Origin of the sequence: Bartonella sp. AP65SXKL (genome assembly GCF_042195725.1) — a bacterium.
Taxonomy (GTDB): domain Bacteria; phylum Pseudomonadota; class Alphaproteobacteria; order Rhizobiales; family Rhizobiaceae; genus Bartonella.
Genome location: NZ_JBHIOW010000002.1, coordinates 150,793 through 165,660 on the forward strand (window position 1 = coordinate 150,793; position 14,868 = coordinate 165,660).

Annotated in this window: 5 protein-coding genes; all 5 read left to right on the forward strand. The window is 39.1% G+C overall.

What is annotated here, in order from left to right; genetic code table 11:
- The first annotated feature begins 33 nt into the window (after positions 1–33).
- The 5 genes from aroA to pncB all read left to right on the forward strand — a co-directional run bounded on the left by aroA (position 34) and on the right by pncB (position 14,072).
- Complete coding sequence (gene aroA / locus ACFIMP_RS02040; RefSeq protein ID WP_375685938.1) at positions 34–1,362, forward strand: 3-phosphoshikimate 1-carboxyvinyltransferase; 1,329 nt, start codon at positions 34–36, stop codon at positions 1,360–1,362.
- Entirely contained in the window at positions 1,359–2,006 is a 648-nt protein-coding gene (gene cmk, locus ACFIMP_RS02045) for a (d)CMP kinase (protein ID WP_375685939.1), read from the forward strand. The genes aroA and cmk overlap by 4 nt, the downstream gene beginning before the upstream one ends.
- Positions 2,007–2,137: 131 nt before the next feature.
- Positions 2,138–3,838 (forward strand): 30S ribosomal protein S1, encoded by a 1,701-nt coding sequence (rpsA, locus tag ACFIMP_RS02050; RefSeq protein WP_026500132.1) that lies wholly within the window; start codon positions 2,138–2,140, stop codon positions 3,836–3,838.
- A 226-nt stretch (positions 3,839–4,064) separates the two neighbouring features.
- A complete protein-coding gene (locus ACFIMP_RS02055) occupies positions 4,065–12,635 on the forward strand; it encodes a glycoside hydrolase family 94 protein (RefSeq protein ID WP_375685940.1) in 8,571 nt (2,856 codons plus the stop codon).
- 132 nt (positions 12,636–12,767) lie between these two features.
- Positions 12,768–14,072 carry a nicotinate phosphoribosyltransferase gene (gene pncB / locus ACFIMP_RS02060; RefSeq protein WP_375611404.1) on the forward strand — a complete coding sequence of 435 codons (1,305 nt, stop codon included), beginning with the start codon at positions 12,768–12,770 and terminating at the stop codon, positions 14,070–14,072.
- Positions 14,073–14,868 lie beyond the last annotated feature (796 nt).

Genomic DNA, 14,868 nt, shown 5'->3' on the forward strand with positions numbered 1-14,868 from the left:
CATAAAAGTTAGATAGAATTAAATAGAATTTCCATGCAAAAAGCAATCCCTATAACCACCTATAAATCGAGTAGTCTCTCTGGAAAAATTCAAATACCAGGAGATAAATCAATCTCTCACCGCTCTCTTATATTGGGAGGATTAGCAAGTGGTGAGACATATATTCATGGATTACTTGAAAGCGCTGATGTACTCAATACAGCTGCTGCTATGCAAGCTATGGGTGCCTGTATTATTAAAAAAGATGACTTCTGGATCATACGAGGAACAGGGAATGGTTGCCTTTTAGCTGCACAAAAACCTTTAGACTTTGGAAACGCTGGAACAGGTGCTCGTTTGGTTATGGGAATGGTTGGTCCGTATCATATGAAAACAACCTTTATTGGTGATGCTTCTCTCTCTAAACGTCCAATGGGACGTATCCTTGCTCCACTGCGTCTCATGGGGGTTGAAATTGAGGCAACGCGCGACGATCACCTTCCTTTAACGCTTTATGGTCCGAAAATGGCTAATCCGATTCGTTACCGTGTTCCAATAGCTTCCTCCCAAATTAAATCAGCAATCCTGCTTGCTGGACTCAATACCGCTGGCATTACAACTGTTATTGAACCAGTTCTGACACGAGATCATACGGAAAAAATGTTAAAAGCATTTGGTGCGCAACTTGAAATAGAAAAAGATAACGAAGGTGCGCGTTTGATTCATCTTAATGGTCAACCCCATCTTACTGGACAAACGATTCATATTCCGGGGGATCCTTCTTCTGCTGCTTTTCCAATTATCGCAGCCCTTCTTGTAGAAGACTCTGATATCACCATTGAAAATGTTTTGATAAATAACTCTCGAATAGGACTTATCGAAACATTGTGGGAAATGGGTGCTCAAATTGAATTTTTGAACCGACGTCAAACAGGTGGAGAGGATGTTGCTGATCTACGGATAAAATCATCGGTCCTTAGAGGCGTTACGGTGCCCAAAGAACGTGCTCCATCGATGATAGATGAATATCCTGCTTTGGCAGTAGCAGCAGCCTTTGCAGAAGGCAAAACAGTTATGCTAGGAATTGAAGAATTGCGTGTAAAAGAATCAGATCGATTGTCTGCTGTTGCTCAAGGATTAAAAATTAATTGCGTAGACTGTGAAGAAGGTCAAGATTTTCTTATTGTTTATGGAAAAGGTTCTGCCAAAGGTTTGGGGGGTGGGTATGTTGCCACACATCTTGATCATCGAATTGCTATGTGTTTTCTCATTTTTGGGCTTGTATCAGAAAAACCTGTTACCATTGATGATAAACGAATGATCGCTACGAGCTTTCCAGAATTTATTCCTTTTATAAAACAACTTGGGGGAAAAATCGCTTGAAGCCTTTTGTTATCGCCATTGATGGACCTGCAGCCTCAGGCAAAGGAACCTTAGCACGCAAAATTGCTGCACATTATCGCCTTCGCCATCTCGATACTGGTCTTACTTATCGTAGTGTTGCTCATACGCTTTTACAACAAAATTTAGCTCTTAATGATGAAAAAAATGCTATTATTTATGCTAAAAAACTTGATTTTAATACCTTAAATCCTTCTCTTCTTTCTTCTCATGAACTTGGTGAAGCGGCTTCAAAAATAGCAATTAATCCTGCTGTACGCAAAATTCTTGTCGAAAAACAACGCAACTTTGCTAAAGTTTTGCCCGGCTGTGTGCTTGATGGGCGTGATATCGGAACTATTGTTTGTCCTGATGCCGATATCAAGTTTTATATTCTAGCCAATGTTCAAACACGCGCCAAACGCCGCTACCAAGAGATTTTAAAAAAAGGTGTTCAAGCAAATTATCATGAAATCCTAGCTCAACTTGAACAGCGCGACAGTCGCGATATAACGCGCAAACAAAGTCCACTAAAACCAGCAAAAAACGCCCACTTGCTTGATACGTCAGAATTGAGTATAGAAGCAACATTTGAAATTGCATGCAGTTTTGTTGATCCAATCATAAAAATGCATATAATTGGATAAATTCGTTAAGGTAACTTCCAGCCTAGCGCTAACTTTTTTCCTTTATTCAAGGAAAAGGCTAGGGAGTTACTTATGTTAACACTAACCTAGCGCTCATACCTTATAATACAAGGTATATATTAGGAGTTCTTATGTCACAATACAATCCCACAACAGCGGATTTTGAAGCCCTTTTAACAGAATCTTTTCAAACTAATGATCTTAATGAAGGATCTGTTGTTAAAGGTCGTGTTATTGCAATCGAAAAAGACATGGCCATTATTGATGCTGGTCTTAAAGTCGAAGGACGTATTCCTCTCAAAGAATTTGGAGCTAAAGCAAAAGATGGTTCTTTGCAAGTTGGCGATGAAGTTGAGGTTTACATTGAACGCATTGAAAATGCGATGGGTGAAGCTGTTTTATCGCGTGAAAAAGCACGGCGCGAAGAAAGTTGGGTCCGTTTGGAGGAAAAATTCAATGCTGGTGCACGCGTTGATGGAGTGATCTTTAGCCAAGTAAAAGGTGGTTTTACAGTCGATCTTGATGGTGCCGTTGCTTTCTTGCCTCGCAGCCAAGTTGATATTCGTCCCATTCGTGATGTTTCACCCCTCATGCATAATTCACAGTCCTTTGAAATTTTGAAGATGGATCGTCGTCGTGGCAATATTGTGGTCTCACGCCGCACTGTTTTAGAAGAAAGTCGCGCTGAGCAACGTTCAGAAATCGTACAAAATCTTGAAGAAAATCAAATCGTTGAAGGTGTGGTGAAAAATATTACAGATTATGGTGCCTTTGTTGATCTTGGTGGGATTGATGGTCTCTTGCACGTTACAGATATGGCATGGCGGCGTGTTAATCACCCATCTGAAGTGCTCACAATTGGCCAAACGATTAAAGTGCAGATTATTCGCATTAATCAAGATACGCACCGTATTTCTCTTGGAATGAAACAGCTTGAAAGTGATCCTTGGGAAAGCATCAGTGTCCGGTATCCGATTGGTAAAAAAATTACGGGTGCTGTTACCAACATTACTGATTACGGTGGTTTTGTTGAAATTGAACCAGGAATCGAAGGGCTGATCCATGTTTCTGAAATGAGCTGGACAAAGAAAAATGTTCATCCTGGAAAAATTCTGTCTACATCACAAGAAGTAGAAGTGGTTGTTCTTGAGATTGATCCTTCTAAACGGCGTATTTCTCTTGGCTTAAAACAAACATTTGAAAATCCATGGGAAGCTTTTGCCAATAAATTTCCTGTCAATTCGCAAATTGAAGGAGAGGTTAAAAATAAAACAGAATTTGGTCTGTTTATTGGGCTTGAAGGCGATGTTGACGGTATGGTTCATTTGTCTGATCTTGATTGGAACCGTCCTGGTGAACAAGTTATTGATACTTACAATAAAGGCGATATCGTTAAGGCTGTGGTCCTTGATGTTGACATTGAAAAAGAGCGCATTTCTCTTGGAATTAAGCAGCTTTCCAGCGATAAAGTTGGAGAAGCAGCTGCTTCTGGCGAATTGCGAAAAGGTGCAGTTGTAACATGCGAAGTGATTGCTGTTAACGACAATGACATTGGTGTGAAATTGATTGACCACAACCTTGAGACAACCATTCGGCGTGCTGATCTTGCGCGTGATCGTGATGAGCAACGTCCTGAGCGTTTCGCAATTGGGCAAAAGGTTGATGCTCGCATCACAGCATTTGATAAAAAAACACGTAAAATTTCAGTATCGATTAAAGCTTTAGAAATTGCAGAGGAAAAAGAAGCTGTTGCACAATATGGTTCTACAGATTCAGGTGCTTCTCTTGGTGATATTCTGGGTGCAGCTTTGAAAAAACAAGAACAAGATTAATCATCAATCATTAAAGTTGGTTTTATTATTAAGGTCACTCATTAGGAGTGACCTTTTTATTTTATAAAAAAATTGTCTGCTTATTTTTAAATTATTGAAACAAAAATTATAAATGCTTGCAAATAAAAACAAAAAGTTTGTTTTTTGTCTAACAACGGTTCACTATTCAGATAAAATGCTTAAAATTTAAATAAAAAACAATGTAATTGAATAACAATGGGACACTATGACGTGCATAATACCTTTCATAAAGTGCTTTTTTTCTCAAAAAGAGAAAAAAGATCATTTTATTAATACGGATTTTCCTCTTCGTGCAATTTATAAGGTACAGGAAGATCTTTATAACTTAGGGCGTGATATAGCTTCTGGTAAAGAAATTTTACTCCCTGAATATGAAGGAGTAGGAGATTTTCGCAAGAGATTGAATGAAAATGCTAAACTTATTCTTCATGCCTTTCATACCAGTGATTTTGCTGCCCGAAATGATGAAACCATCGCACCATCTGCTCAATGGCTCATTGATAATCATTACACCATTGATAAAACCATACAAAAGCTACGTCGTAATCTACCCAAGTCCTTCATAAAGCAACTTCCTCTTTCTACACACAAAGCCGGAATACCACGAATTTTTGCTTTAACTTGGCTTTATATTGCGCATACCGATAGCAGCTTTTCACAAGAAACACTCACTGCTATGACCAACGGATTTCAAGAAATTTGTGCGCTCACAATTGGTGAATTGTGGGCTCTTCCTTCAGTTATGCAAATGCTGCTCATTGAAAATGTCCGTCGTCTTTCAGTACGTATCGAAAAAGCGCGACATATGCGCCATCTTGCTAGTCAAGTAGCTGATAAAATTTCTCTTGTAGAAAATAAAACAAATCTACACTCTCTTTTTACGCAGTATAAACCATTTACTGTTGATCCAACTTTTTCAGCACATTTATTCTATCGCCTGCGCAGTGCATCTGTCGATTCAACCGTAGCATTAACTTGGCTTGAAAAGCAATTGAAAAGCCAAGGCAGTAGCTTAGAGATTGCAACAGCTGATGAACATACCCGACAAGCAGCAGATGGTGTGACCATGGGAAATATTATCTGTTCTCTTAAAGCTATAGATGATGTTGATTGGACAGCATGGTTTGAAACAGTGAGTTGTGTCGATTCTATTTTGCGTAAAAATAGTGATTTTTCTGAAATTGATGCTCACTCACGCAATATTTATCGACAAGTCATTGAAAAAGTTTCTCGCTTTTCGCCTCTTAGTGAACTGGAAGTTGCACATAAAGTTGTAGAAATGGCAAATTCCACTTCTAAAGATATGCCTCATCATTCTTGTGTGGGGTGGTACCTTGTTGATGATGGTCGTGGCATATTTGAAAAGGCTTGTGGGTATATTCCGCCCTTTCTCATAAAATGGACACGCGCTTCCTGTTGCTCAAAATTGAGAGTCATCGCCGTTCCTGTCTCTCTTCTGACGCTTGCTCTTTTGCTGGTAATTTACGCCCTTTTACAGCTATCTGGCATGACACAATGGATGTCTTTTTGCTTTACTGGATTGGCGCTTTTTCCTGCTATCGATGCTGCTTTTGCTTTATTTAACACTGTTGTTTCGTGGTTTGTCCCATCAAAACAACTCATTGGTTATGAATATAAAGAAGGTATTCCAAAACATGCACGGACAATGGTTGTTGTACCTACTTTGATGACATCACGCGCTGACATTGATGAACAAGTGCGCAATCTTGAAGTGCACTATCTTTCCAATCCTAAAGGTGCCATTCATTTTGCACTCATTACAGATTGGGTGGATGCTCCATTGAGAGAAACGCAAGATGATCTTGATTTATTGCACTATGCGCAAAAGAGTATTGATAAACTCAATAGTCGTTATCATCGTGATGAACTTCCGCTTTTCTTCCTTTTACATCGCCGACGCCTTTATAATACAAGCGAAAAATGTTGGATGGGATGGGAACGAAAGCGAGGAAAACTTCATGAACTTAATCGGCTCTTAAGAGGCGATAAAAATACAAGCTTTTATCCTCCCAATCCACATCTTCCCATGGATTGCCGTTTTGTTATGACGCTGGATTGTGATACACGTCTTACTCCAGAGAGCGTCGCGAAACTTGTTGGAAAGCTTAACCATCCACTCAATTATCCCGTTTTTGATCCACAAAGTGGAAAGGTTGTAAAGGGCTATAGCATTTTACAACCACGCATTATTCCTTCTCTTACAACAGGAAAAAAAACATCAATTCTCCAACGGGTTTTTTCTATAAACCGTGGCATTGATCCTTATGTTTTTGCTGTTTCTGATACTTATCAAGATCTTTTAGGAGAAGGCACCTTTATCGGTAAAGGTCTTTATAATATTGATGCATTTGAACAAGCGCTTGATGGCAAAATTAAAGAAAATACTATTCTTAGCCATGATCTCTTAGAGGGAGGTTATGCTCGTACTGCTCTGGTAAGTAGCATAGAAGTCATTGAAGACTATCCAACTGCTTATAATATTGATGTTATGCGTTATCATCGTTGGGTCCGCGGTGATTGGCAGCTTTTGCCTTATCTTTTTCCCCACCGTCAAATAAGTTCCGTGACGCGTTGGAAAATGCAGGATAATTTACGTCGTTCTCTCACTCCACTTATGTGGTTAATCGCAGCATTTGCAGGATGGGCTTTTTTGTCTTTAAAGAGTGCAATCGTCTGGCAACTATTCTTGTTGTTTAGCTCCTTCATTTCACCCATTCTATGTGTATTAAAAACGCTTGTCTCATCCAATATAGATCATTCTTTGCGTGGACATTTTCAATTAATTTGGAACAAAATTGCTCTTACAAGCGCTGATATATTTCTTAAAACGACGTTCCTTGCTTATTCGGCGTATTTTATGACCGATGCGATTATTCGTACACTCTATCGTATGACGATTTCAAAACAGCATCTTCTTGAATGGAAAACTTCTGCCGCAACAAAATCAATACCCAATAGTTTGCGTTTCTATGTTTTTACAATGGCACCAGCATCGCTTATTGGTATTCTTACTATAGCACTCCCTCTTTTTTCTGATAGTTTTGCAAGCTTGGTTGCTTTGCCTTTTGGGATAGCATGGTTTTTTTCACCCTTCATTGCTTGGATTGTGAGTCAACCTTCAACCTTTCAAGATAGCCTTTATCTTTCTTCAAAAGATGAAAAAAAACTCCGTTCTATTGCACGGCGGACATGGCTTTATTATGCAACCTTTGTCAATGCACAAAACAACTATTTGCCTCCCGATAATTTTCAAGAAGATCCTGAACCTCTTGTTGCTCAACGTACATCGCCTACGAATATTGGGGTTTATCTCCTTTCTATTATTGCTGCACGTGATTTTGGTTGGATTGGTTTTGAAGAGACCATTACCCGTATTGAATGTACATTACGCTCTCTTGCAAAAATGGAAAAGTTCCGCGGTCATCTCTATAATTGGTATGAAACGGATACACTCAGGCCTCTTTTGCCTACTTATGTATCAACCGTTGATTCAGGAAATCTTGCCGGTCATTTGGTAACACTCTCTTCTGCCTTAAGTGAATGGGCTGAAAAACCTCATGTTTTTTTTCAAAGTGATCGAGAAGGCTTATCGGATGTTCTTGCTATTCTTGAAGAAACTGTCAGAGAAATTCCAGATCATCAACCCAGTTTACGCTCTTTACGCCAAAAAATCGAAGAAAACATCACTCGTTTTCATGATTCTATCTTCACTTTTATAGAACAAGAAAATACGATTCCTTCTCACATCATAGATCTTTCACTTGCAGCCCATGATATTGTGCACTTAGTCGGTGAACTTGACCACAAAATTCAAACGATAGAATCTGCTCGTGCGCTTTCTTGGGCTAAATGCCTTATCGACACCTGTAACGCTCATCATAATGATGCGACTGCTCATTGTGATACTGAAAAATTACGTAAAAAACTAAACAGGCTGGCTATAATGGCAAGGCAAATAGCCTTTGATATGAAATTTGACTTTTTAGAACAGCCTAAACGGCATCTCTTATCCATTGGATATCGTGTTCAAGAAAACAAACTCGATGAAAATTGTTATGACCTGCTTGCTTCAGAAGCACGTCTTGCAAGCTTTTTTGCCATCGCAAAAGGAGATATAAAACTTAAACATTGGTTTCGTCTTGGTCGACTTCTCGTACCCATAGGTGGGAAAGGTGCACTCCTATCATGGTCTGGATCAATGTTCGAATATCTTATGCCATCTCTCGTAATGCATGAACCTTTAGGATCTCTCCTAGATCAAACAAATCGATTGATTATTCGTTGTCAAATACAATATGCCCATAAACGGGAATTGCCATGGGGTATTTCAGAAGCCGCATTTAATGCTCGCGATCATTTAATGAATTACCAATACGCTCATTTTGGTATTCCAAACCTCGGACTCCAACGTGGTCTTTCACGCAATGCTGTCATTGCTCCCTATGCCAGCCTTCTAGCGGCACAATATGCTCCTGCTTGCGCTGTCGCTAATTTAAAACGACTCCGTGATCTTGGAGCTTTAGGAACATATGGTTATTATGACTCTGTTGATTTTACTCCAACACGCGTGAAAACAGGGGAAAAATACGCCATTATACGCAATTATTATGCGCACCATCATGGCATGTCTATCCTTGCTCTTAACAATGTTATTTTTCAAGGGCGAATGCGTGATCGTTTTCACCGTGATCCCGTTATTGAAGCAACACAATTGCTCTTACAGGAAAGAGCGCCTCATCTCATTCCTATTATTCATACCAAAGCTGTTAATCGTATGCGCAATAAGTCTCAAGCATTTGACGCAGCCCCTTTGCGCATTATTACAAACCCGTTACTCAAACCACGAGCAACTTTACTTTTGTCTAATGGCTTTTATTCTACCATGTTAACAGCGAACGGTTCTGGTTACAGCCGTTGGCACGATTATGCGATTACGCGCTTTATTCCTGATGCAACAGAAGATCAACAAGGTACTTTATTCTTCTTACGTGATACGCATAGTGGACGGTGGTGGTCTGTTACTGGTGAGCCAACACGTGTTATTGAAGAAGAAGCTGTCAGCATTTTTACAGATGAAAAGGCTGAATATACAAAAATGGTTGATGGTATTAAATCAACACTTGAATGTCTTATTACATCTGAAGGATGTGGCGAAGGGAGACGTATTCAACTGATGAATACGACAAATAAAGACCGACTCATTGAAGTGACTTCTTATGGTGAATTAGCGCTTGCCACGATGGATACAGACCAAGTTCATCCTGTTTTTTCCCGTATGTTTATAGAGACAGAAATTACTGAAGAAGGTAAAACAATTTTTGCCAAAAGGCGCAAACGCTCGCCTAGTGATCCTGAAATCTATGTTACCCATTTTGTTTCTAGTACAACAGATATTCTCCAAGAGACAGAAGCTGAAACAGATCGCTCTCTGTTTATTGGTCGGGGGCGATCCATTCATCGACCCGCTGCATTTGACCAAAATGCTCGTTTCAGTAACAGTCAAGGTTGTGTTCTTGACCCTGTTATGTCATTGCGATGCCGTATAAAAATTTCAGCCCATGAAAAAGCAGAACTTATTTTTTGGACTTTTGCTGCTCATACAAAAGAAGCGCTAAATAATCATATTAAACATTATCGACAACCTGATATGTTTCAAAAAGAACTTTCAATGGCATGGACGCGCTCACAAGTCGCACTGTATCAGAGCGGAACCCAGCTTAAAGAAGCTATTGTCTATCAAAAATATGCAACACCGCTTATTTATCCAGAAAGAACGTGGCGTCTTCCTTCTGAAATATTAGCAAAAACGCTAGGAAAACAGTCTAATCTTTGGCCCATGTCTATCTCAGGAGACAATCCACTCTGTCTTCTTAGATTAAATAACGAGGGAAATATAACTGTACTGCGCGAGCTCCTTAAAGCACATGAATATTGGCGTATGCGTGGACTCATTGTTGATTTGGTCATTCTTAATGAACAAACATTTTCTTATATACAAAGTACACAACGCGCTCTTGAGTGGGTCTGTGAATCTTATTATCACCACACGCAAAAAGCAGATGAACGCCAACATATTTTCATGCTTCGACGCGATCAAATGAGTGAACAGAGTTTTAAAACGCTTCTTGCATCAGCGCGTATCGTTCTTGATGCCCAAAATGGCTCTTTATCTGAACAACTTAAACGACTTGATGAGAATGATTTTAATCTCACAGTTCGTAAAAATTATCAAGAACCTTATGATCAATTAGACTTGCCAAGATATAACGAAGGACAGCAATTTACAACACAAACTGAACAAAATCTTTTTTCTTCCATTGGTCTTATTAGCCAACAAAAACCATCCTCTTTTCTCCCAAATGGAGAAGATCTAAGGTATTGGAATGGTTACGGTGGTTTTAATCAGCACAATCATTATGTAATACGTCTTCATGGACGTACCACTACACCGCATCCGTGGATTAATGTCATTGCTAATCACAGATTTGGTTTTCATGTCTCTGCTGAAGGTGCAATTTTTACTTGGGCTAACAATAGCCGAGATTATCAACTAACTCCTTGGGCGAATGATCCAACGTCTAACCGACCAGGAGAAGCTCTTTATCTGGTTGATCGCCAGTCTTTAAAACGTTTCTCACCCGTTTCTACTGTTGAATGTGACGAAAATATTGTCTATGAGGCGTGTCATGGGTTTGGATTCTCAACTTTTAAATCAACACATTCAGAAATCGCATTAGAACTGACTCATACACTTGATCCCGAAAAACCTATTCGCTTTTCACGTCTTATCCTTACGAATGAAGGGAAAAAACCACGCAGTTTACGCCTTTATAATTATGTTGAATGGGTTTTGGGAAATGTCCGTACAAAATATGCCCCCTTTATTGTTTCCTCTTATGAGACCAGATGGGGTGCACATTTTATTCAAAATCCCTATCACATCGAGAAATCTCAACAAGTTACATTTTTATCAGCATCCGAAATGCCAACCAGCACGACGACCAATCGCGCTGAATTTATTGGTGCAACGGGAACCGTAACACGTCCAAATGCGATCCGTAAAGCCGCTGCTCTTTCAAATACCATTGAAGCAGGATGTGATCCTTGTTCAGCATTCGCCTATGATATTGATCTTCAACCAGGGCAAACAAAAGAAATCATCTTCTATCTTGGCAGTGCTGAAAATAGGCAAGAAGCTGAAAAATTACTCAATCAAGTACGTGCAAGTGATTTTGAAATTCAGCTCACAAAACAAAAACAGCAATGGAGTGATTTTGTTTCTCCTTTCCAAGTCAAAACACCTGATGCTTCTTTTAATCTTATGGTCAACCATTGGCTTCCTTATCAAATCTACGCATGCCGCATCATGGCACGCGCAGGCTTTTACCAAGCGAGTGGTGCATTTGGTTTTCGTGACCAGTTACAAGATAGCTTGTCTTTGTTATTGCTGGAACCACAATTAGCACGTGAACAATTGTTAAATGCAGCAGCGCACCAATTTCTTGAAGGTGATGTGCAACATTGGTGGTTGCCTGACACAAATGCTGGTGTTCGTACATACATTTCTGATGATATCGTTTGGCTTGCATATGCAACAGCTCTTTATGTCACTACCACTGGTGATGACGCTTTTCTTGATACGCTCATTCCTTTTATTGAAGGTGATGTTCTCAAAAGTGGGCAACAGGATGCTTATTTTCAACCCACCCAATCCCCAAAGGTTGCAACAGTTTATGAACATTGTGTTTTAGCTTTAGACCTTGCCATTAAACGCTGCGGACCACATGGTCTCCCTCTTATTTTAGGTGGGGATTGGAATGATGGCATGAATTTGGTCGGTGTGGAAGGAAAAGGCGAAAGCATTTGGTTAGGATGGTTTCTTGGGTACACATTACAAGCATTTATCTCTTTAGCCAAAAAACGTGGTGACAATAGCCATATGCAAATATGGAGTACGTACCTTGAACATTTAACAAAATGCCTAGAGAAAAATGGTTGGGATGGTGCTTGGTATCGACGTGGTTATTTTGATGATGGAACACCTCTTGGCTCTAAAATCAATGATGAATGTCAAATTGATACCATTGCTCAATCTTGGGCTATCATTTCTCAAATGGCATCGCCTGAACGTCAAAAACAAGCAATGACATCAATGTTGGAACATCTCTATGATAAAAAAGGCGGACTCATTCGCCTTTTTTGGCCGCCTTTTGATAAAAGTACGCTCGAGCCTGGTTATATAAAAGGTTATCCTCCAGGAATTCGAGAAAATGGTGGTCAATATACGCATGGTGCCATTTGGAGTATTTTTGCGTTGGCTGAAATGGAACAAAACGATAAAGCTTATGCTTTATTTTCTATGATAAACCCAATTACCCATGGACAAGATCCTGAAATTTATCGTGTTGAACCTTATGTAATGGTCGCAGATATTTATGCTGTTGAACCACGATGTGGTCAAGGCGGTTGGACTTGGTATACAGGTTCAGCCGGTTGGTTTTATCGCGCCGCAACACAAGCTATTCTTGGAATACAGCGTCAGGGAGACCTATTGTTTTTGCAGCCACATTTACCCTCTATTTGGCCAAAATATGAAGCAACAATGAAGTTTTATGATGCCGTTTATTGCATTAAAGTAAAATGGGGACCTAAAAATATGCTCTATATTAATAGCAAAGAATATACCGAAGTTCATATAGGGATAAAGTTACAAAAAACAGGTCAGCATGAAATTATACGTATTGTCAAATCTTAAAGATTAAAGATGAAAAAAGAGAGCAGACTTTTTATTCTTGTCCAAAACTGTAGAGTTGTTATATTGCACCGCCTATATTAGCCGTGTTGGTGCATAATATTTTAGATTTTATGAAAATGAAAGAAAAAGGTTATGAATCATCCGGATATTGCTAGACGTGTTTACAATCACACTTGGAAACTTGATCCCATTATTCGGTCACTTCTTGATACGGATTTTTATAAGCTTCTAATGGTGCAGATGATTTGGGGGTTATATCCTAATGTTAATGTTACTTTTTCCCTCATAAATCGCTCTAAAACAATACGTCTTGCCGACGATATTGATGAGAGTGAATTGCGTGCCCAACTTGATCATGCTCTTAGTTTGCGCTTTACAAAAAAAGAAATGATTTGGCTTGCTGGTAATACATTTTATGGACGCAAACAAATTTTTGAACCGGATTTTCTTCAGTGGCTTGAGAATTTTCAACTTCCAGAATATGAACTCACCCGCAAAGATGGCCAATATATCCTTCATTTTCATGGACCCTGGGCCCATAGTTCCATGTGGGAAATTCCTGCTCTTGCTATTATTAGTGAATTACGTTCACGTGCTGCTCTCAAAAAACTAGATCGTTTTGCTCTTGATGTACTTTATGCGCGTGCTAAAGCAAAAATGTGGAGTAAAGTTGAACGTCTCAAAAAATTGCCTGATATTAAAATATCTGACTTTGGGACAAGGCGTCGCCATTCTTTTTTATGGCAGCGCTGGTGTGTGGAAGCATTAAAAGAAGGCATTGGTCATTCTTTTACTGGAACTTCTAATGTTCTTCTTGCCATGGATACGGATTTAGAAGCTCTTGGAACCAATGCACACGAATTGCCTATGGTTATTGCGGCTCTCAGCAACAATGATGATGAATTACGCAGAGCTCCGTATCAAGTCTTGCAAGATTGGAATCGTTATTATGGTGGAAATCTTCTCATTGTATTACCTGATACCTTTGGTACAGAAGAATTTTTACGCAATGCACCAGATTGGGTCGCTGATTGGACGGGTTTCAGACCCGATAGTGCGCCTCCTATTGAAGGTGGTGAACGTATTATTCAATGGTGGAAAGAAAAAGGAAAAGATCCACGCAAAAAACTTTTAATTTTTTCTGATGCTCTTGATGTCAATACAATTGAAAAAACCTATCATCATTTCCATGGTAAAGTGCGCATGAGTTTTGGATGGGGCACGGATCTTACCAATGATTTTACAGGCTGTGCACCTCAGGAAATCGAAACTCTTGATGCTCTTTCCCTTGTTTGTAAGGTGACCTATGCCAATGGTCGACCAGCCGTAAAACTTTCAGATAATCCTGAAAAAACGATCGGTGATTCAAAAGAAGTACAACGTTATCTCAATTTTTTTGGTAATAAAAAACGAATTGCTAGACCTATAAAGACATAGTTTCCGGTTCTTTAAAACAAGTATATTGATCCATCATATTGTTTATAAGATTGATTTTTGTCCTACCCTAAGGACGAGGATTCTTAACCTTTGCTGGTCTGTAAACAGTTCGGCTGTTTTTGAGCAGATTCTACTTGGCCTACCACGCATACGCTTCACTTACATAAGGCGCGATAGATAAGACTTAAAAATATTTACGACGCATTAAAAAAATACTTAACGGGCCAAGGAAGTTTAGCCAAGGAGATTTTCTCATTTTAACCCTGTTAAATCAAGCACACTCATCTCCTTGCATGTATGAAGGTTTTCAAGTTCTAAGGGTTATTGTTGTAGTTTGACAGTAGGTTTTATACTAAGTGGGAAGAGGTTGGATTAAGTAGGAATACGTGGTAATTTGTTGTTTTTATGTACAATTTTGACCATTCAATGCGCGTTTTATCAAAATAGATTTTGACACCTAAAATTGCAAAAATTACCGAAAATCAGAAAAAAGTGCGTTTCCATAAGTAAAAATGAGAAAAGGCTTTCAAAACCCTTTGAGAACATCTTTAAACTCTTTGAAAAAATAAATTGGTACAAAATCTAGTGTCAAAATATACAAAACCAGATGACAAGCTATAATTGTAGCATTAGGAATTACTAAGGCAACATTGGAGGATGACAAATAGCATGGTGACTATTGGTGTGCATTTTGAAAGGCAAGGATGATGGTGCTCAAATAGATTTTATACACGTTACAATGAGATTTTACTTTATCCATGTATGGTCTGCTATTATGAAATGAGTAAAGTGTTGG

Coding starts and splice junctions, on each gene's coding strand:
- rpsA (WP_026500132.1), top strand. CDS start 2,138: ATGTCACAATACAATCCCACAACAGCGGATTTTGAAGCCCTTTTAACA.
- ACFIMP_RS02055 (WP_375685940.1), top strand. CDS start 4,065: ATGACGTGCATAATACCTTTCATAAAGTGCTTTTTTTCTCAAAAAGAG.
- pncB (WP_375611404.1), top strand. CDS start 12,768: ATGAATCATCCGGATATTGCTAGACGTGTTTACAATCACACTTGGAAA.
- aroA (WP_375685938.1), top strand. CDS start 34: ATGCAAAAAGCAATCCCTATAACCACCTATAAATCGAGTAGTCTCTCT.